Here is a 19,758-nt window from a genome sequence, read left to right as displayed (position 1 = left end):
GATTTTTTTATTTATTTAAAGAATTACCCCTTTTAAGTGCCCAAATTGATGTTATAAAATAGATTGTAGTACAAACAAATGCATAGGTGTAAAAGATTTCACGATTTTGTACATATATTTCTTGCGTATCGCTACCAAATAAAACAAGGCACGCCAAAATAAGTGTTATAGCTAATACTATTATAGAAATAACTTTTAAAACTCTGGTAAAAAGTGATGTATCTTTTATTAAAACAACTTCTTTTTCTGCCTTTTGTTCTTGAAATTTTTCGATATTTATATTTCTTAACCTTTCTTCTTCTTCTTCTTTCGGATACTTGTTTTTAGCTCCGTATTTTCCTGCTAAAAAGGTATAAACAAGTATTGTAAAAATCCATGTTGGTATAAATAGATAATAAAAAGACATTACATTTAAAACATTTAAACCAAAACCAAACAACAATCCTAAAGCCCAAGAAGCAATTGCAGGTGTACTAAATGTTAATTTACGGTAACGTGCAAAATAACGTGTATAACCTATTTTAGGAAAAATTTGATGTTCTGCAAAAACAATACTTCCTACAGGTACAACTAATAAACCTGCATACGTTAATAATGGTAGCATTTGAGAAAACACAAAAGGGAAACAAGCTACAATCATTGTTACAATACCTACTATTATTGTTGTCTTTTTTCTAGAATTTTTAGTAAATATAGCTTGTGCTGCTAAACCTGCTCTATAAAGATTAGCCACTGCAGTTGTCCAACCTGCTACAATTACAATAACAAAACCAGACCATCCTAAAGCATAAAAAGCAACATCTCCTGGGTCTAATTCAGTAATAGACTTACCAATAATGACAGCTGCACCTGCACCCATTATACCCGCAGAAATCCATGCCAGAAAATGACCAAACATCATACCAGTACTGGTTGTTAAACCGTAAGACTTCTTTTTTGCAAACCTAAATAAAGCCATATCTATAAGTCCAAAATGAGTAATAGAATTTGCAGCCCAAGCAAAACCAATAACTTCTAACAAGCCAATACCTGGTTCTCCATCACTATTAACACCGGTCCAAATAGACTGATCTCCTAAATCAATTAATTCATTCCATCCACTTGGCAAAGTTTGTCCTAAAACATCTAAAGAAAGAGCAGGTAAAAGTATAAAAGCACCACTTATAAACATTACAAATAACCAAGGCGCGCAAATTGCAGAAAATTTAGAAACTGCGGTAAAACCATAAATAGCAATAGCAACTACAACAATACCAACACACAAAACGATTAAAACAAACCAGAGATTTGTTGGATACCAATCTAATTGAGCAGGAATATTAAATGCAAAACGAACCGCTGTAGAAGACACCGTTATCATTGCTGCAGAAATTACTGTAAAAATAATTACGTTGGCCCAATTGTATAGTTTTGTCATAGAATCTCCGGCTATCTTATTAAGATATGTATACAAGCTTAATCGAGTATCTACAGCTATGGGAGATGTAATAAACGTCCAACTTAAAACGGCTAAAATATTACCAATCAATAAACCTAAAATAATGTCTTTTGTAGTTGCACCTAAAGCAACAAAGGTTGCACCAATTACAAATTCTGTGGCGGCTACATGTTCTGCTGCATATAAGCCCGCAAAATGCGACCAATTATGTAATCTATTCTTAGCAATTGGTAATTGTTCTACTTCTAATTTTTCGAACTGCTGGTATTGATTGGATGTTTCCATATGATCTGTTTTAAATTAGTTCCTTTCTATCTATTTTTTACAGTATACAAAATAGCAAACTGTAATTTTTTGTTGTTTTTTATCGGTTTAAAATAATGTTATATCTATTTGAATTACTGTTCTTTCTTGTTCTGGATTCCACATTAAAGTTACGTCTACAGGTAGTTTATAATCTAATAAAGAAATCTGTTTGTTATAAGTAGCACCTACATTTATAATATTACCTGCATTTGCCGTATAGAAGGTTTTATCAGTAATAAAAGACCAAGCACCACCTGCAAAAAGGGATAAACTTGCATCTTTATTTTGCCATACTTTACTGTTTATTTCAAAATAATGTGTCCAAGAATCTTTTAAACTACCATCTTTTTGCACTTCATAATCTCCAGAACCTCCGTTTATAATAGTCGCTAAATACAATAATGTATTTGGTGTTATGTTATATCCAAAATTAACATCTACAAAATTATACCCTTGCGTTTTATCATAACTCCAAAATTGTAATTGATCTCCTCTTTCTTCAACACCTGTGTAATTGTTATGCGAAACAGCTTCTATAAAAAAGAATTTTGAAAAACGATATTTTGTATAAATAGATACTTCTTTATAATATGCACTTACATTTTTGGATGTTTCTAAATTTTTTACATCAATAGGAGAAAAACTTGCTCCACCCCAAAAACCGAAAGTAAACTTCTTATTTTTAGAATTGTACTCTATGCTAGAAGCAAATAAAGCACCAGGATGTACAACAAAACCATGCCAAGTATGCATGTTTTTTACATGAGCACTTACGCTAAAAGGATTGTAATTATTTTGAGTATTATTATCTTGAGCTAATAAATTGTTAGTAATTAAAATTAATACTGCAGGTAACACTAATTGGTGTTTTATCATCCTTTTTAGAAAGCAGGTAAACATTGCCATTTTTGTTTAAATAAGTTATTTCTATTTTAATTATAATATTGATTTTATATCAACCTTATTATAAAACGTCATTTTAACGTTTATTTTTCAAAAGTATAAAAAAAATACTTACGTAATGTTAAAATTCGTAAAATTTATACAATATTTTACCATTTTAGTATTCTATATTACCATTTGTAAAACTTATAACAGAATTAAACTTTCTTTTTAATAACGTAAAAAAAACGTTTAATCTATTTTTATATACCTTCTTAAATATATTTATTTAACTTTGTTTGATAAACTATATTTATGGAGAACAAATTAATTGATAATATATCTGTAGACTGTGTTGTTTTTGGTTATGATGCAGATACAAAATCATTAAACGTATTATTGATAAATCGTTATTTAGAATCTAAATTAAACAACGAAGTATTAGTAAATGATTACGTACTTACCGGATATCATGTTTATGAAAATGAAACTTTAGATGAATCTGCATCTAGGGTTTTAGAAGAATTAACGGGTTTGACTAAAATATATAAAAAACAGTTTAAAGCTTTTGGTGATCCAAATCGTTTGATGAATGAAAAAGACTTGATTTGGGTAAAAAATGAAGACTTTAACTTAAGAACAATTACTGTTGCTTATTACTTTTTGTTAAAAACAGAAGATGTAGATGTTGATAAAAACAAATACAAAGCCAAATGGTTTCCTGTAAATAATTTACCCGAATTGGGGTTTGATCATCAAAAAATTATTTTAGAAGCTTATGAAGATTTAAAAGTAAAATGTTTACAAGATCCTATAATTTTTGAATTGCTACCCGATAAATTTACAATTAATGATGTGCAAGATGTATACGAGTCTATATTAGGTATCTCTATAGATAATCGTAATTTTAGACGTAAATTAATCAATAAAAAATACATTGTTTTTTTAGATGAAAAGCAAGTAGGTGTTTCTAAAAGACCCGCACAACTTTACATGTTTAGTAAAGATATTTATAAGAAAATGTTTCAAAAAAACTATTTAATTAGCATTTAATGATTGTAAACACTTTTATTTTTGATATGGACGGAGTTATTATAGACTCTGAACCTTTTTGGAGACGAGCTCAAATAGATATTTTATCAAAATATAATAAAACTATTAGCATTGCAGATTGTATTAAATATACAATGGGTAAAAGAATTGATGATGTTGCTTTAACCTGGTGCCAATTACACGCTTTAAATATTGCCCCTAAATTACTAGAGAAAGAAATTATTACTACTGTTGCTAAATTAATTAGCGAAAAAGGAAAACCTAAAAAGGGCTTATATCAATTATTAGATTTTTTAAAAGAAAATAACTACAAGATTGCTTTAGCAACTTCTTCTAGCCTACCAATTATAAATGCAGTTTTTAATAGATTAGATATTGCACATTATTTTAATGTTGTTTGTAGTGCAGATGAAGAAGTTTATGGCAAACCACATCCTGCTGTGTATTTAAAGGCTGCCAAAAAATTAAATGTTTTACCTAACAATTGTTTGGTTTTAGAAGATAGTGTTACTGGTTTAATTTCTGCTAAAGCTGCTTCTATGAAAACATTTGTAATTCCTGAAGATAAAACTGACCCAAGGTTTAGTATTGCGGATAGTATCTTTAATTCTATGTTAGATATAATTACTGTTTTAAAATAGGATTCATAAAAAAAGAGCATGATTTGCATCATACTCTTTTAATAACTATCAAAAAAAACTATTATTTTACATCAATAATCCCCACTACTTCGTAAGCTCTAGTTCCATCAATTTGAATTTTCTCATACAAGATATTTGCATATTCATAATATGTTAAACCATCTATAACTACTTTTTCATAATCTTCTGGCAATTCATAAACTATGGTTCCTATTTCTGGATCAACTACTTCATACTCATTATCTACTTGGTTGTAAAAAACACCATTAATAGTAAAATAAATATGGTTATTGAACTGAATTCTTCTGTAATTTACAGGTAAAGTTCTTATTCTAAAACCTACTTTTGGTGCAATTGGTATATATCTACCTCTAGATTGTGTATAATACCTATTATTAGCATAATAATAGTTTTGTCCGTTGTGTTTAACTACTATTTTGTTTGGTACATTTCTAACAGCAACTACTTTCTTTGTTTGCTTTTTATAAGTTACTTTACTACTTGGTATTTTTTTTGTAGAAATACTTCTTGTAGTTGTTACCTTTTTAGTTACCGTACTTCTTCTATTATTAGATGTTGTAGTTGTTCTTTTTTGTGCTGATATTTCTGTAGAAATTGCCACTATAAATAATGAAGGCAATACAATTGTTTTTATAAATTTTTTCATAATCTTAATATTTTAAATTAATTTACTTTCTATACTAATAAGACCAAAAATTATGAATGTGGTTTAATCAACTTACTGTCTAAATAGACAAACTAGGCTAAATTATCTATCAATTGGAAGAATTTATATACGGATTGGCTTTATTTTAATGCTACCTAAAAGACATAAAAAAAGGCATGCTCCATAAGAACATACCTTTTTAAAAACCAAACCAAAAAATTTATTTCAATAGTCCTAATAGACCTGTTAACTCTGTTAAATTTAAACTTGAGTTACTATCTTTATCTAAAACATTAAAATTCTCTGCTACAGATCCTATTGCTTCGGTTGTACTAATTGCCGAATCTTTGTTAGTATCTAACAAGTTAAAAAGCTGAGATATTTGAGCTACTGTAGAATTTGAACTTAATGAACTTAATAAAGTTGCTGCTGAAGAGATATTAGATGTGTTTACATTTTTAATACTATTACAGCTAAACATTGTAGCAACTAAAGTCAATGATAATATGATTTTTTTCATAAATACTATTGTTATTTTTTAACACTACAAAGATAGTTTTATACTGTTTTAAAATATAAGATAATAGATAAATTGCCCGTTTTTACCGCTTAATTGTACTATTTTATAGAATGAAGGAAAATCCACCTTAGTTTAAATGCCTTTTTTACTTTGTTGTAATGACAGGCTTTAGGTTTATAATATGGGTTTATATATTTTAAGAATTAGCTTATACATAAAAGTGTCATTCCGACGAAGGAGGAATCTCACATAAGACAGAACAATAAGACTCTTACTCATAGACTCCTCATTACTTCGGAGTGACAGGCGTTTAGGTATTAATAATGTTAATTACTAATAAACTGGTCTTCTAAAAATTCGAAACGACTATTAAAAGAACTAATTAAATTCATTTTTTTCTCTCTTCTCCAACCTTTTAATTCTTTTTCTCTAGCAATAGCTAATTGTATCCATTCAAATTTTTGATAATAAACTAAATGTTTAACTTTATACTTAGATGCAAAAGTTTTAACTCCCTTTTCTATATTTGTTTTATGTTCTATTAATCTCCTTCCTAAATTATTGGTTACTCCAATATATAAAGTTGTACGGTTTTTATTGGTAATGATATAAACATAGTATGTATGATATCCTTGTTGAAACTCTAACATATTTTCTAGCAATTTTATTTTTTTTATTAGACTTTATGCTAAATATATGAAAATCAGATTTAAATATTTTTTATCAAAGTATACTTTCATACTTAGCGTGTCATTCCGATGAAAGAGGAATCTCATACAAGACAGAACAATAAGACTCTTACTCTAAGACTCCTCATTGCTTCGGAGTGACAAACGTTAGGATTATAATACGCGTTTATTCATTTTAACAATTAGCTTATACATTAAACGTGTCATTCCGACGAAGGAGGAATCCCACACAAAACAGAAGAACAACACCCTTACTCTGAGACTCCTCCTTACTTCGGAGTGAGTAACATACGTTAAGTTTAAAACGCTTGGTAATTTTACATTAAAACACCATAAAAAGCACTTACAAAGAATTGTTATTGATAAACTCTAAAAACTTAGGTTTGTACTGTTCAGAAACGGTAATACGTTGTTTGTTAATAATAATCTGACTACGTTCTATAACATCCACATTTTTTAAAGACACTATAAAAGAACGATGAACACGCATAAACTGTGTAGCGGGTAATTCGCCCTCTAAAGACTTTAAACTCATTAAAGTTAAAATTGGTTTAGGGTTGTCTTTTAACCAGATTTTAATGTAATCCTTTAACCCTTCAAAATACAAAACATCTGCTAGTTTTATACGTAACTGTTTGTATTCAGATTTTACAAAAAGAAACTCTTTTTCGCTAGAAACTGTATTTTCTTTTTTTCCTTTTATCAACTCAAACCAAGTATTTGCTTTGTTTGCAGCAACTAAAAACTCGGCATAATCAAAAGGTTTTAAAAGATAATCTAAAGCTTCTACTTTAAACCCTTCTAATGCATAATGATCAAAAGCTGTGGTAAAAATAACGCGTGTTTCTTTAGGTAACATTTTAGAAAATTCTATCCCTGTTAAATCGGGCATTTGTATGTCTAAAAATAACAAATCTACAGATTCTTCTTTTATAAACTCTAAAGCCTCTATAGCACTACTGCACTTCTTTTTTAAAACTAAAAAAGGTGTTTTTTCTACATAGCTTTCTACTAAGTTTAGCGCCATAGGCTCATCATCTACTACAACACATGTTATTTTTATATTACTCATTTTTTAATGGGTTTCTATTTCTAATTTTGCCAAATAACGATTTTCTCTAATTTCTGTGGTAAAGTTATTTTTATTTGGATACAATAATTTTAAACGTTTTATAATATTTGGTATGCCAATACCAGAGCCACTTTTATCATTTGTTTTCTTTGGAAAATTATTATTCTCTATGGTAAAAATTACTGTTTTTTCTTTACAATCCATAACAATATCTATAGAATTTTGTTCGCTTGCAGAAACACCATGTTTAAATGCATTTTCTATTAAAGATATAAATAACAAAGGAGCTATTTTAATGCCTGTTTCTTTTTCGGGAAATTGATAATTTACCGTTGTTTTATCAGAAACTCTTAACTTCATTAAATCGATATACTTTTTCATAAAATCTATTTCTTTAGTTAAAGTCACTTTTTCTACATTGGTTTCATACAACATATATCGCATTAATTTACTTAAACTATGTATCGATTTTTTAGCCTGATCTGGCGATATATCTACCATTGCATAAATATTATTTAATGAGTTAAAAAAGAAATGTGGCTGCAATTGATAGTGTAAATGTTGTAATTCTGATTGTAGTTTGTAGTTTTCTGCTTCTTTACGTTCTGCTTCTGTTTTTACCCATCGTTTGGTGCTTTTTACAGCAATAGCAAATAACAAAGGCGCCATATAAGAAACTATTTGTACGTATATAAACATTTTAAAAGGTGGCCCCTCGTTGGTATTGTTATTTCGTCTTTTTATTAATTCTTGAAAAAAAACGTCTTCAATGGTTTCTTTTAAATAAATAAATAAAACAATGATTAACAAATTTGTTAGTACAAATACAATGGCTTTTTTAGGAAACAAAAACCGATCTATTAAAAAGAAATAGTTAAAATAAAAGATAATTGAAGAAAAAAATAAGGGAATCCAAAAATGTGCTATTACCCTATCAATTTCTTGTTCTTGCCCATACGAAAGTAAATATGGCATACTAAATAACACTAACCATACTAAGATATGAGAGAGTATTGTAATCTTTTTATTCTTATGCATGCTGTTTTATTTTATAGTGTGTTTTAAATTGATAACACGCTTTTGCTTATTATTTTATTGATGCCTTTTGTGTATGTAAAATAACTTTATAGTTTTCTGTTTGATTGCTTTTTTTAATAAAATAAATTAAAAACGATTCTTTTTATTAGAAAGCAAAAATTAGTTTTTAGCTATAGATATTTTATAAACTCATTTCAAAAATAAAACTATTTATGTTGTAGATGCTATTTAATAGATAATTTACAGGATTAAGTATACAAATTCCTTCATTTTATCGATAGTAATTTTTAAAAAATAATCAATAACAAAATACTTCACTTTGTTTTTTTTAAAAAAATATTAGAGCTAGTAATATTATGCTTTTTATTTCTATAGATCTTGTTTGGGATTGCTTCGGATTTTCTCCCTAAATGATCCATTTTTAAAAAATACACACAAAGCTTACTCGAAGGTTTCCCGAACAAAACCCGAACAAAACCCCTTAAATTTAGCGCTTTTGTTTCATTATACATCAACAGGTGTTATTGTGGGGTATTAAAGAGCTACAAATGTCTAAAAGTATCTTTTTATAGCAGAGTCATTTACAAACCATCAGTTTACATCAATAGATGTCAGTATGCGTCATCTGTTTGTTTGCTAACTGATTAGGCTTTAGATTCGTGTTATATTAATTTAAAAAAAGAATAATTATGGCAACATTTGAAAAAGGAATTCTAGGTGGATTTTCTGGTAAAGTAGGTAATGTAGTAGGTACAAGATGGCGAGGCAAAAATGTAATGCGTAGTTTACCACAACGTGGTAATTATACACCTACGCCTAAACAAGAAGAGCAACGCGAAAAATTTAAAACGGTTATGGGGTTTTTAAGTCCGATTACAGAGATATTAAGTCTCTATTTCGGAAACCCTCAAGGAGATAAATCTCGTGCTAATTTGGCTACTTCTTATCATCTTAAAAATGCAGTGGTAAGTACAACACAAGGTATGGTAATGGATTATGCTAAGGTGTTAATTAGCAAAGGCGATTTAAGGGGTATAGATGGGGGGACTTTAGCTGCTGGTGCAGGGCAAACACTTGTTTTTGGTTGGCAAGATAATAGCGGACAAGGTAAAGCTACTGCTACAGATACGTTAATGGTAGTGGTATATGCACCCGATTTAAATTTGTTTTATAGCAATGCTGCCGTAGCCAACAGAGATGCTACTACTGCTACCATTAATTTGCCTAATTTTATGGCTAGTTTTAGTGTAGAGGTTTGGGCTTCTTTTAGCAAGCCCGATACTAATTTTGCAGCTATTAGTACCTATATGGGTACTGTTGCGGTACTTTAAAAAAGATTGTTTAATGTAAAGCTTATTTTGGGGTGTTGGTTTTGTAAACTAACACCCTTTTATGGTTGTTTAAAAAACTAGTTTTAATTTATTTTTACATTTAGCATGGCTCTGTGTAATAATATTTTATTAATTAAATGTTTTGGAAACATAGGACTATGCCCCAGTTTAAAGTTAGGAATGCTGTGTGTTTTTCTTAATCTATAAATGGTACTACGGCTTACGTTTAAATGCTCCATAGCTTCTTCTGTAGTTAACCACACTTCGTTTTCAAATAAATGAGTGTCAAATTCTAAATGGTTGATTTTACTTTCTAGTTTTTCTTTTTTCATGTTTTTATTATTTAAATATATAGCTCTAAAACAGCGCTGATTACGCACTAATATAGTTCTTTTTCTTGTAATTGTTTTTCTTTATCTCAAAAAAACAGAAAACAAACACCTGATATGCAAATATTTAAACCACTTTTTAAACAATATAATAGACTCTATAAGTATAATAATTGGGTTTGTCTTTATAAAAATATTATATACCTATAAGTTGATTTTTTTAATAAAAACCTTTACAGTTTTATAAAAATTATTTACTTTAGAAACTTATAAAAATTGCTAATATATAATGTATAAAAGTACTATTGTCCGTTATTTTCACTGATTTAATAGTTCCTTTACTTTTTATATAAACCGTTCTCTGCAAGCAAAACCAAAACCCACCTCTGCCATTTTTGACAGTAAATATTTACAAATAAGTCATTCTGTCTGAATTAATTAACTGGTATTGTTATTGTTTATTTTGAGGTAAATCAAAAAAATATTCTCATGGCTACAGACAAAACACAACATCTCCAACAAGTATTAGAAACACACAGAATGGCACATATCGAGAAATTACTCGATAAATACAAAGAAAAAAGACAAGAAGTTAAGGAAGCCTTAGAGGAGAATTATAAAGACAAAATTTATAATCCTATAAACTCTGGTTCGTACGCAAAGCATACAGCCATCAATATTAAATTTGACTTGGATATTGTCGTTCCTTTTAAAAGAAATTCTTTTGATACATTAGAAGAAATGTTTAATGATGTTTTCGATTTTTTGTATGAAAAATACAAGGATGTAGCAGAAGTAAGAAAACAAAAAGTTTCAATAGGAATTATTTTTGATGCAGATGATAATGGGGACGAAATAAATATTGATGTTGTCGTAGGTAGAGAATTAAATCAAGACCAATATACTGAAGACCGTAACCTTAACTTATTCGTCAATTCTCAATACGGATTATTAGACGAAAAAACATATATCCAAACCAATATTCAAGCTCAAATAGACCATATTAAAGGAAAGAATAATGAAAGAAGCATTATTCGTTTATTAAAAATTTGGAAAACAACTAATAACGAATCCTATAAATCATTTTTTTTAGAACTTATTACAATTAAAGCATTTGATAAAGAAAGTATTTCAGGCAATTTGTGGGATAAATTAAAATCAGTAATGGAATATATAAAGGAGAACATTACAAAAGACAACTTCACTCTAAAAGACCCTGGAAATACTAATAATGATGTTGCAGATACATTAGAAGATTGGGAGAAAGCAAACTTATCGAACAAAATGTCAAATATGATTTCTAACATTGAAAATAATAGTGATAATATCAAAACATATTTTCCAATTAATGAGGAGTTTAAAGAAGAAGAAGATGAAAATAAAGGTCAATATGGCTTAAAAGATGCAAGTATTGTTGCCCCTTCTATTCCAAACAAAAGCCAACAGTTTGGGTAATGGGTTTTCATAACATAGAAGAAATTAATAATATTGTTTCAACAATTCCTTTTATTGATGTTTTAGAAGAGTTTAAACAAGTTGGAATATTTTTAGAAGGAAAAACATCTGTTAATCTAGAAGGGCTTAACGAAAGCTTGAATTTTGATGTTCAAATTTTCCCTCAATACCCATTAAAATCACACGATTCTGAAGCCATAAAGTTTATTAATAAAGATTTAATCCCGTATAATCATGTTATGGGAGATGGCTCAATATGTATTCACACGCTCCATAGTCCAAAACTAAAGCAAAAGCTACTTGCAGATTTTGAATCATTAAAAGCTTGGATAGAGAAATATTACATTAATAAAAATATAGATTCTCATTATGAACATATCATTATAAATGAACAGCCATTTGACGATATTTATTATTCCTATCAATTTACTGATGTAGATTATTCTTTTTCAAAAGGCGAATTTGGACAAGTAGATTTAACTCCTTTAAGCATTGGTGTTTATAAGAAGAAACCAATATCTAACTTTCTAATAAAATCCTTTCAACCATTAAAAAAAACTATAAAGATAAATTCTAAGTGGAGTGAGTATTATATGAATTTTGAGGTTAAGAATATAGGATTATTTCTTTTTCTTGAGGATGTTCCTGCTTTTCATAATCGTTTTGCATTCTCTAATTGGTTAGAATTAGAGAACTATATTCCAACTGATTTTTTGCAATTCTTGAATGATTTTCAAAAAAGAAATAAAAAAAATAAAAATACTTTTCTTCCAATATTTTTTGGATATAAAACTGTGGAGAATGAAATTCATTGGATTTCTACTCTTGTAAAAATAAATGAAATACCTACAATAGGTATTCCAGTTATAGATTCAAAAGGTGTTAAATTAAAAGGGCAATGGGAAAGTAAACTAATTAACCGGAAAATTAATTGGGCTATAACAAGAAACTCATCTTATAAATATTTATTTGGGAGAGGTACTTTTTGTGATAAAATTACTAATGCTAGAATTTTAATCATTGGTGTAGGAGCAATTGGTAGTATGGTGGCAAAAACATTGGTAAAATGTGGAGCTAAAAATATAAGTATTGTAGATTATGATGTAAAAGAACCTGAAAACGTGTGTCGTTCTGAATATAATTTCAGCAATGGACTCTATGATAAGACATTTGAATTAATTAAAATGCTACAAGAAAATTCTCCTTTTGTTAATGTGAATTTTCATAATAACAATGAATACTTTGAATCATTTATAAAAGCATTCCATAAAGATAAAGAAGCTAAAAAAGAATATGAAAAATCTTTAAATCAATTCGATATTGTCTTTAATTGTTCAACAGATAGTGATTTAATGTTTGTATTAGACCAATTGAAGCTTAGTACAGACTTAGTTAATCTCTCAATTACTAATCATGCAAAAGATTTAGTTTGTGCGTTTTACCCCAACATCTACAACTATGTTCAAAATCAATTTATTAACATTTTAGATAACGATGTTGACGATTTATACAATCCTACTGGATGTTGGAGTCCCACATTTAAAGCTTCGTACAATGACATAAGTTTACTAACACAATATGCTTTAAAAGAGATAAATAGAAAGTATGAAGAAAATAAACCTAAAGACAATTTTACACTTTCTATAAATTCTGAAAATAATACTAATATCAAATTCACTCAATATTGAAAATAATTAACTCACATAAAAATGTATCTTTAGAATATGAAGAAGATTTAATCTTAAAAATTGAGAGTCTAGCATTTAAACACTATCCTAATGAATTTGGAGGTTTCTTAATTGGGTACTATTCTGACGATTTAAAAACATTAGTTTTAACAGATGTTTTATCTCCAAATGAGTATAAAAGTCATAGAGTATTATTTGAACGAAGTGCAGAGGGAATTAAAGAAAAGTTGTTAGAGTTATTTAATCTCAACGAAAAACGCTACTATGTAGGAGAATGGCATTCGCATCCTGATGCTTCTTCTATGTATAGTTTAACAGATTTAAATGCTATGCAAAGTATAGCAGAAAGTGAAACTATAAGAATTAAAAATCCAATTTTATTAATTGTAAGCATCAATAATCAGAAGTTAAAAAATTACACATTTTATTTATACGACAACAATACACTATTTGAATATGGCAGAAAGTAAAAAGATAGAATTAAAGAGTTTGTTTGCAAGTATGCAACACCAAATGTCCGCACAACTTAGTACTAATAGAGATAATATTACACACTCAGGTTCAAAAGGTGATGCTTTAGAAAATGCTTGGATTGAATGGTTAAGAAAATATTTACCAAGCAGGTATAGTGTAGATAAAGCAATTGTTATAGATTTTGAAGGGAATATTAGCCATCAAATAGATATAGTAATTTATGATAATTGGTTTACCCCTTTCATCTTTACACAAAATGGATTTCATTATATCCCAGCAGAGGGCGTTTATGCTGTTTTTGAAGTGAAACCTGATATTTCAGATTTTTCTGATGGAAAACACAATATTGCGTACGCAGGAGAAAAAATAGAAAGCGTAAGAGTTCTTAAAAGAGAGGCAGCAAGTTTTATCAATGGAGGGATTAAAAATTCAGCAAGACCACTCACTAAAATACTTGGAGGAATATTAACTTCAACAAAATCAGGAGAAAAAAGTAATAATAATACTTTGATTAAGCATTTCAAAGAACAGACAAACTTGAAAAGTATTGATATTGGTTGTATTGCTGATTATGGTAGTTTTTATATTGACTATAGCAGTCCAAAGAGAATCATTAAAAAGTTTGGAAGGGAACAAGATGTTACTGGAGAGATAACAGAAGCAGGGATGCAACCTTATCTTGAATATTATGAAAACAGACAATATTTAGACTCACGTTTTAGTTCTTCAGAAAATTCTTTTGTAACATTTTTCATGCAATTAACAAGACATTTACAACAATCAATCGGAACAGTTCCTGCAATAAACTTAAATAAATATTTAGAAAGTATAAATGAACAAATTGATGAAGATATTTAATATCTCAAAAAGTCTGCTCAAAGAAATGCCAGCAGAGAACAATGTATATAAAACATAGCTAGTTAGTGCCAAAATGAAGGTTCTACCCTATTTGCAAGCACCACCAAATTTACAAATTTGGCTAAGTTATAACCTGAAAATTAGTGCATATCTATACGCTACGTTTCATATACTAACCGTTGTACCACATTTAAGAAAAAACCGATAATCCAAGAAAACTTAATGACAAAAAATCAAAAAAAAATAGCTATAATAACTTCTATAATCGGAATAATCGGATTTTTAATTTGGCTTTTATTTGAACCTTCATTTGAGCCAGCAATTGGATTTATTTTAAGTCTAGGAGGTTTTTTTAGCTCTTTGACTTTTAACTCGAAGTATAAAAAAAATCGATTAAAAGGAACAGTGAAATTTAATTACAGCAATAATAACGGAATTTATGAAATCGGAAAAAACGAATTGACTTTTGAGACAAAATGGTCAAAAGCAAGTAATCAATCAATTTATTTATACAATGACCCAGCGATCATTTCGGGAATAGCAATTGCAGATACGAAAAATCAAATGAATGAGATAAAAGATGCTACTGAATTTGATTTCTCTTCACGATGTCGGACTGTCCAAAAACACGGAATAGCAATACTTAAAAACACATATGAGAATTTTGCAGTTATTAGAATATTAGATATTAAAGATAATACACGAGGAGACAATCAAGACGAATTACATTTCGAATTTCTTATCAATCCGAATAACAAATCTGATTTTTCTTGAGTCAGTAAATAAAAAACGTGGCACAACACCGATATAGTTTATTGCTTGTTCTTAGCCTACTTACGAAAACCCTCCCGGATTTTCTATCTGGTTTTTATTTACTAAATTTAGTGCTTAATTCACGTAACAAACCATATAAAAACACGTTTGCAGTAATTTAAAAATAGCAGAATAGTTAATGGATATTTTAAAATATATACAACAGCAATACAGCCATTTTAATCTTACTGAAGAAGAACTTTCAGTATTAGGAGAATACATAACAGTTCAACATTTTAAACGTAATGAATTATTCTTAGAAGAGCATACTACTTGCGAAAAAATGGGATTATTAGTAACAGGAACTGCTTATTCATATATTATAAATGACCAAGGAGAAGAAGTAATTCAAGATTTTCTTTATCCTAATGGTCAAGAGATTCTTTTTAATTATGAAAGTTATTTTCAACAAGAGAATTCTATTTTGAACATCAAATTTCAAGAAGATGCCATGGTATCTTATTTTAACTTAGAGGAGGTTAAAAAATTATACAAAGAATATCCTCGTTTTCTTCAATTTGAATTTTTACTAACACAACAAGAATTTATAAATGCTGTTCATAAAAACCAAATGCTACAACTTAAATCTGCCGAAGAAAAAATAAAATTACTGCAAAACCAAAAGCCTAAAGTTTTTGAACTATTTCCATACGTAAATATTGCCTCTTATTTAGGGATCCATAGAAACACGTTCAGACGTGTTTTCTCAAAACAATAATTATTTTTGCACCATATGGTGCGCTTCCTAAGTTTAATCCTAATATACTTTTGTATTAGAGTTATTTAATCAAAAAAATATAAATAATTTAAATAGTATATTATGAATAATATAAAAGGAGAATTAAAAAAAGCAGATGAAGATTATGGTAAATATGGTCTTACGAAAAACAAGACATACGATTGGGAAGATGGGCAACGCTTAAACCCAGATAACTTTCAAGCAGGAGAGTATGAGTGGTGGTACACCGATGGTCATTTAGCAAACGGCTATTTCTTTGTGGCAGCCTTTCATTTTGAATTTAATGCCAAGGGAGAACCTGAATGCTTTATAACATTTAACTTAGCAAATGAAGAAGGGGTAGTTCTAGATCTTATACTTCCAGTTAATTTTGACAACATCACAGCTAAAAAAGAGTATTGTGATGTAAATTTTAACGGACACTACATCCACTCTTTAGATGGTTTAAATAAATTTGAGGTATTCATTGATGCTAGCCAAATTGAAGGTAATTATGGTCTTCATTTAGAGTTTGAGAAACAAGTACCTACCTTTAAGCCTGGTAGTGCACATTGGGATGCCGATGGTAAATACTTTGCTTGGCTATGTACTGCCCCAAGCGCTAGCATTACAGGTACTATGACAATTAATGGTCAACAAGAAACGGTGCAAGGAAGTGGCTATCACGACCACAACTGGGGTAATTGCCCTATGAGCGATATCCTGGGCGATTGGTTATGGAGCCGTGCTGAAGTTGATGGCATTACGGTTGTTACTTCATCTGTACGTTTTAATGAGCAATGTGGTGGTAAAGAAACTAAATTTGCTTATTTGGCAAAAGGAGATAATATTTTAATCAATGCCATTGAGGATGATGTTATTTGTTTAGAAGGTATAAAAATACCACAACCTGATACTGGCAAAAAAACAAGTAGTGACTGTATTTATATTGTAGAAGGTGAGGAAGGTTCTAACTACATCCGATTCCAAGGTCAAAAAGCGGTAGCGTCATTCCCTTTTGGTGAAAATAAAAACTGGAGAACTTGGTATACACGCTTTGTTTCAAAAACCATTTTAGATCTTAATATTAATGGTGAAGTTATTAAAGCTACAGCTCCTTCAACCTTAGAAGTCATGGATTTTTTTGGTGAAAAAAAGTAACAAAAATCAATTATAAATAGAATACGCATATAGCGGTTTAGATATTTTTTCTAACCGCTATTTGTGTTTTAATAAAGCGTTATTAAATATAGATTGATTTTTGCACCATATGGTGCGCTACAAAAACCTAAAAGAACTATATGTTTGAATTATATATACTTACTCATTAAGATATTAACAATTAAAATAGTGTATTATGAATTTAGATAACAAAAAAGTAAACAAAGAGCTTTTAAACGAGTTGCTTACTAATAAAAAAGGTGATGTTGCAGATGTCCTTAGAGTTTATGACCAATTAGAGCCTGTAAGTTTAGATTTTATGACAGGTCGATGGAAAGGAGAAGAAATAAAAACAGGTCATGCTTTAGATGGTATGCTAGTACCTTCTGGTTGGTATGGTAAAATATTCATTTCACCTGAAGAGGTACATCCGTTAGTTTTCTTTGCTAAAAACAAAACACAATTATATTCAGTAAATCCTAAATATCTTCCAATGGATCTTAAAGTTCCAAAAAATAAAGTATTGGGAGTTTTAATGACATTATCAAAACCTTTTGTCCAAACTAAAAAGACTAGTGCAAGACTTAGAATGATTGAATATAGAGGAAGAGCAACGGCTACTATGGCCTATGATGCAAAACCAATAAATGATCATTTTGTAAAAATTGATGAAAATACGGTTTTAGGTTTGATGGATAAAAAAGGAGATTCTAAAAATTTCCCTTATGCATTTGTACTTAAGCGAGACGATGAAACAAACTTCAACATAAATTTTTAAACTATTACCTATGGAATTTAAAGAAAAAGTAGTACTTATCTCAGGAGGAGCTAGTGGTATAGGACAATTACATGCTACAAAATTAGCTACAGAACATGGGGCAAAAGTTGCCATTTTAGATATTAATAAAAAAGGATTAGAAGAAACTTCATCTAGGTCAGAAAATATACACCCGTATTATTGTGATGTAACTAATATAGAATTAGTAAGAGAAACAATTAGTAAAGTGATTGCCGATTTAGGACCTATAGATCGCTTGTTTAATTGTGCCGCAATTATGCCTGCCGGATTGTTAAAAGACTTAACAGCAGAACATATCAATAAATTAATGCTTATTAATTACCATGGTATGGTAAACATTTGCCAGACTGTAATACCTGATATGTTAAAAAGAAATAGTGGTGATGTAATTATTTATGGGTCTACTGCGGGAATGATTGTTACTTCCAAATTTGGAGCCTATGGAGCTACAAAATCTGCTAATAATTTTTACACCAAAGTATTAATTGAAGAAAACAAAAAATCTAAAGTAAGGATATTACTTGTTTGTCCACCAGCTGTAGACACTCCGCTTTTAAAACAAGCTGAAGATACAGATCAGCCTGATATTTTTAACACCTCCTTTTTTAAGAAATATATGACCTCTTCTCCTGAAGATGTTGTAAAAGCAGTTGAAAAAAGTATTAGAAGAGGTAAGAAAGTGTGTTACCCTGGTTCAGCAAAAGTAACCTCATTTTTAAGTAGATTTATGTAAGTACTATTGTTTTTTACACCAAATTTATGACCAAAGTAAATAAAACTTTAGAACCCTATGTGTCAGTTGAGATTGATAGAGCTGATGCTCGCAACACAAAAAAAGAACTACATTACAAGGCAGAAGAATTTATGGCTTCAAAAGATTCTTGTAATGTTAAAATGGGTAAAAGTTATGTAGTTGGAAACCTAAAAGAATATAAAATACATATTGAAGATAAAGAAATAAACTTAACTGTGGAAATAAAAAGAACCACGCAAAGTTGGAGACCAAAAACAGGACATATGGTATTTGGTGAAGATGAAAGTAAAGAATTCAACTGGGTGGTACCTGTACCGCAAGGTGAAATTGAACTAGAGTACAATTATAAAGGTTCAGAAACAAAAACTGCTGGTTCTGTATACCATGACCACAACTGGGGTTATATTTCTATGTTGGAAATATTTAATCATTGGTATTGGGCAAGAGCTGAAGTAGGTCCTTATACTATAATTGCTTCTGAAATGATATCTGAGAAAGAATTTAACAATGACAATATTATTGTTTTTAATATCTCTAAAGATGGCAAAACAGTTGCAGACAATGACCCTGCATATTTCAGGTTTACAGGAAAAGTTGAAATAAAAGTTTATAAATCAGATGAATTAATAGAAAAATATAGCAGTAATAAAGCCGTATGGGAATTAATGTGTTTTGGTGACCCAGTAGGGAAATAACTACAGCCAACAATGTATAAAAAACATAGTGCGTTTGGTGTTAATCCAAACGCCTTTTTATACCTATAAAGTCCGCTAAATATAAAATTTGGCATTTATAGTAGAAAAGATAAAAGCAAAATATTTATATTTAGCTAAGTAATAAACTGACACGATAGTGCTTATCAATTGCCCTACGTTTCTTATACGAAACGTTAGGGTTAATTTAAAAAACATTTCGTCTTCGAAAATCAACAATTCGGAAAGAAAAGGTCTATTCAATAACTTAACGCAACAAATCTAAAATTATAGATTTGTAAAATGGAAGTAAAAAAACATAGACGATTAACCCTTAAAGAAAGAGTCATTATTCAGACCCTTTTAAAAGAAAAAAAGAC

The 19,758-nt window shown here is 29.2% G+C and carries 21 protein-coding genes; 13 read left to right on the top strand and 8 right to left on the bottom strand.

Annotation, left to right across the window (positions count from 1 at the left end; genetic code table 11):
• Positions 1–7 precede the first annotated feature (7 nt).
• A complete protein-coding gene (locus tag KI686_RS14440; protein WP_237590038.1) occupies positions 8–1,723 on the bottom strand; it encodes a purine-cytosine permease family protein in 1,716 nt (571 codons plus the stop codon).
• Positions 1,724–1,810: 87 nt separating this feature from the next.
• The gene (locus tag KI686_RS14435; RefSeq protein ID WP_237590037.1) at positions 1,811–2,620 is read right to left on the bottom strand and encodes a hypothetical protein; all 810 of its coding nucleotides are present in this window, start codon (positions 2,618–2,620) and stop codon (positions 1,811–1,813) included.
• Positions 2,621–2,941: 321 nt separating this feature from the next.
• Between KI686_RS14435 and KI686_RS14430 the strand changes: the two genes are divergently transcribed.
• The gene (locus KI686_RS14430) at positions 2,942–3,679 is read left to right on the top strand and encodes an NUDIX hydrolase (protein WP_237590036.1); all 738 of its coding nucleotides are present in this window, start codon (positions 2,942–2,944) and stop codon (positions 3,677–3,679) included.
• Positions 3,679–4,320, top strand: a complete 642-nt coding sequence (hxpB, locus tag KI686_RS14425) for a hexitol phosphatase HxpB (RefSeq protein ID WP_237590035.1) — start codon at positions 3,679–3,681, stop codon at positions 4,318–4,320. The genes KI686_RS14430 and hxpB overlap by 1 nt, the downstream gene beginning before the upstream one ends.
• A 61-nt stretch (positions 4,321–4,381) precedes the next feature.
• Here hxpB and KI686_RS14420 read toward each other — a convergent pair whose 3' ends face one another.
• From KI686_RS14420 to KI686_RS14400, 5 genes are all read right to left on the bottom strand, one after another.
• A complete protein-coding gene (locus KI686_RS14420) occupies positions 4,382–4,987 on the bottom strand; it encodes a DUF6515 family protein (protein ID WP_237590034.1) in 606 nt (201 codons plus the stop codon).
• Between the two features lie 220 nt (positions 4,988–5,207).
• A complete protein-coding gene (locus tag KI686_RS14415; protein ID WP_237590033.1) occupies positions 5,208–5,507 on the bottom strand; it encodes a hypothetical protein in 300 nt (99 codons plus the stop codon).
• Positions 5,508–5,833: 326 nt separating this feature from the next.
• Complete coding sequence (locus KI686_RS14410; protein WP_438617010.1) at positions 5,834–6,169, bottom strand: GIY-YIG nuclease family protein; 336 nt, start codon at positions 6,167–6,169, stop codon at positions 5,834–5,836.
• Between the two features lie 370 nt (positions 6,170–6,539).
• Positions 6,540–7,268: a LytR/AlgR family response regulator transcription factor gene (locus KI686_RS14405; protein WP_237590032.1), complete on the bottom strand. Its 729-nt coding sequence runs from the start codon at positions 7,266–7,268 to the stop codon at positions 6,540–6,542.
• A 3-nt stretch (positions 7,269–7,271) separates the two neighbouring features.
• On the bottom strand, positions 7,272–8,306 hold the full coding sequence (locus tag KI686_RS14400; protein WP_237590031.1) for a sensor histidine kinase: 1,035 nt from the start codon (positions 8,304–8,306) through the stop codon (positions 7,272–7,274).
• A 689-nt stretch (positions 8,307–8,995) separates the two neighbouring features.
• Here KI686_RS14400 and KI686_RS14395 point away from each other — a divergent pair.
• On the top strand, positions 8,996–9,637 hold the full coding sequence (locus KI686_RS14395; protein WP_237590030.1) for a DUF6266 family protein: 642 nt from the start codon (positions 8,996–8,998) through the stop codon (positions 9,635–9,637).
• A gap of 83 nt (positions 9,638–9,720) precedes the next feature.
• Here the strand turns inward: KI686_RS14395 and KI686_RS14390 are convergent, their stop codons facing one another.
• Complete coding sequence (locus KI686_RS14390; RefSeq protein ID WP_237590029.1) at positions 9,721–10,017, bottom strand: helix-turn-helix domain-containing protein; 297 nt, start codon at positions 10,015–10,017, stop codon at positions 9,721–9,723.
• 438 nt (positions 10,018–10,455) lie between these two features.
• Between KI686_RS14390 and KI686_RS14385 the strand changes: the two genes are divergently transcribed.
• From KI686_RS14385 to KI686_RS14340, 10 genes are all read left to right on the top strand, one after another.
• The gene (locus KI686_RS14385; RefSeq protein WP_237590028.1) at positions 10,456–11,421 is read left to right on the top strand and encodes a nucleotidyltransferase family protein; all 966 of its coding nucleotides are present in this window, start codon (positions 10,456–10,458) and stop codon (positions 11,419–11,421) included.
• A complete protein-coding gene (locus KI686_RS14380) occupies positions 11,421–13,109 on the top strand; it encodes a ThiF family adenylyltransferase (RefSeq protein ID WP_237590027.1) in 1,689 nt (562 codons plus the stop codon). Before KI686_RS14385 ends, KI686_RS14380 begins: the two co-directional genes overlap by 1 nt.
• Positions 13,106–13,579, top strand: a complete 474-nt coding sequence (locus tag KI686_RS14375) for a Mov34/MPN/PAD-1 family protein (RefSeq protein WP_237590026.1) — start codon at positions 13,106–13,108, stop codon at positions 13,577–13,579. The genes KI686_RS14380 and KI686_RS14375 overlap by 4 nt, the downstream gene beginning before the upstream one ends.
• Entirely contained in the window at positions 13,566–14,441 is an 876-nt protein-coding gene (locus tag KI686_RS14370) for a DUF6602 domain-containing protein (RefSeq protein WP_237590025.1), read from the top strand. Before KI686_RS14375 ends, KI686_RS14370 begins: the two co-directional genes overlap by 14 nt.
• Before the next feature lie 222 nt (positions 14,442–14,663).
• Entirely contained in the window at positions 14,664–15,215 is a 552-nt protein-coding gene (locus tag KI686_RS14365) for a hypothetical protein (protein ID WP_237590024.1), read from the top strand.
• A gap of 178 nt (positions 15,216–15,393) precedes the next feature.
• On the top strand, positions 15,394–15,972 hold the full coding sequence (locus tag KI686_RS14360; RefSeq protein ID WP_237590023.1) for a Crp/Fnr family transcriptional regulator: 579 nt from the start codon (positions 15,394–15,396) through the stop codon (positions 15,970–15,972).
• Positions 15,973–16,074: 102 nt separating this feature from the next.
• On the top strand, positions 16,075–17,133 hold the full coding sequence (locus tag KI686_RS14355) for a lipocalin-like domain-containing protein (protein WP_237590022.1): 1,059 nt from the start codon (positions 16,075–16,077) through the stop codon (positions 17,131–17,133).
• Between the two features lie 196 nt (positions 17,134–17,329).
• Entirely contained in the window at positions 17,330–17,911 is a 582-nt protein-coding gene (locus KI686_RS14350) for a DUF4334 domain-containing protein (RefSeq protein WP_237590021.1), read from the top strand.
• A 10-nt stretch (positions 17,912–17,921) separates the two neighbouring features.
• On the top strand, positions 17,922–18,665 hold the full coding sequence (locus KI686_RS14345; protein ID WP_237590020.1) for an SDR family NAD(P)-dependent oxidoreductase: 744 nt from the start codon (positions 17,922–17,924) through the stop codon (positions 18,663–18,665).
• 26 nt (positions 18,666–18,691) lie between these two features.
• Positions 18,692–19,381 (top strand): hypothetical protein, encoded by a 690-nt coding sequence (locus KI686_RS14340; RefSeq protein WP_237590019.1) that lies wholly within the window; start codon positions 18,692–18,694, stop codon positions 19,379–19,381.
• Positions 19,382–19,758: the final 377 nt, after the last annotated feature.

The sequence above is a fragment of the Polaribacter sargassicola genome (genome assembly GCF_021991835.1).
In the GTDB taxonomy this organism is placed as follows: domain Bacteria; phylum Bacteroidota; class Bacteroidia; order Flavobacteriales; family Flavobacteriaceae; genus Polaribacter; species Polaribacter sargassicola.
The sequence above is the reverse complement of the archived record's forward strand: the minus strand, read 5'-3'. Positions and strand labels throughout refer to the sequence as shown.

Bases quoted from the DNA above. Each gene is read 5' to 3' on its own strand.
- KI686_RS14400 (WP_237590031.1), bottom strand. From the start codon at position 8,306: ATGCATAAGAATAAAAAGATTACAATACTCTCTCATATCTTAGTATGG.
- KI686_RS14370 (WP_237590025.1), top strand. From the start codon at position 13,566: ATGGCAGAAAGTAAAAAGATAGAATTAAAGAGTTTGTTTGCAAGTATG.
- KI686_RS14345 (WP_237590020.1), top strand. From the start codon at position 17,922: ATGGAATTTAAAGAAAAAGTAGTACTTATCTCAGGAGGAGCTAGTGGT.
- KI686_RS14435 (WP_237590037.1), bottom strand. From the start codon at position 2,620: ATGATAAAACACCAATTAGTGTTACCTGCAGTATTAATTTTAATTACT.
- KI686_RS14395 (WP_237590030.1), top strand. From the start codon at position 8,996: ATGGCAACATTTGAAAAAGGAATTCTAGGTGGATTTTCTGGTAAAGTA.
- hxpB (WP_237590035.1), top strand. From the start codon at position 3,679: ATGATTGTAAACACTTTTATTTTTGATATGGACGGAGTTATTATAGAC.
- KI686_RS14340 (WP_237590019.1), top strand. From the start codon at position 18,692: ATGACCAAAGTAAATAAAACTTTAGAACCCTATGTGTCAGTTGAGATT.
- KI686_RS14350 (WP_237590021.1), top strand. From the start codon at position 17,330: ATGAATTTAGATAACAAAAAAGTAAACAAAGAGCTTTTAAACGAGTTG.
- KI686_RS14355 (WP_237590022.1), top strand. From the start codon at position 16,075: ATGAATAATATAAAAGGAGAATTAAAAAAAGCAGATGAAGATTATGGT.
- KI686_RS14365 (WP_237590024.1), top strand. From the start codon at position 14,664: ATGACAAAAAATCAAAAAAAAATAGCTATAATAACTTCTATAATCGGA.
- KI686_RS14385 (WP_237590028.1), top strand. From the start codon at position 10,456: ATGGCTACAGACAAAACACAACATCTCCAACAAGTATTAGAAACACAC.
- KI686_RS14360 (WP_237590023.1), top strand. From the start codon at position 15,394: ATGGATATTTTAAAATATATACAACAGCAATACAGCCATTTTAATCTT.
- KI686_RS14405 (WP_237590032.1), bottom strand. From the start codon at position 7,268: ATGAGTAATATAAAAATAACATGTGTTGTAGTAGATGATGAGCCTATG.
- KI686_RS14415 (WP_237590033.1), bottom strand. From the start codon at position 5,507: ATGAAAAAAATCATATTATCATTGACTTTAGTTGCTACAATGTTTAGC.
- KI686_RS14430 (WP_237590036.1), top strand. From the start codon at position 2,942: ATGGAGAACAAATTAATTGATAATATATCTGTAGACTGTGTTGTTTTT.
- KI686_RS14420 (WP_237590034.1), bottom strand. From the start codon at position 4,987: ATGAAAAAATTTATAAAAACAATTGTATTGCCTTCATTATTTATAGTG.
- KI686_RS14440 (WP_237590038.1), bottom strand. From the start codon at position 1,723: ATGGAAACATCCAATCAATACCAGCAGTTCGAAAAATTAGAAGTAGAA.
- KI686_RS14380 (WP_237590027.1), top strand. From the start codon at position 11,421: ATGGGTTTTCATAACATAGAAGAAATTAATAATATTGTTTCAACAATT.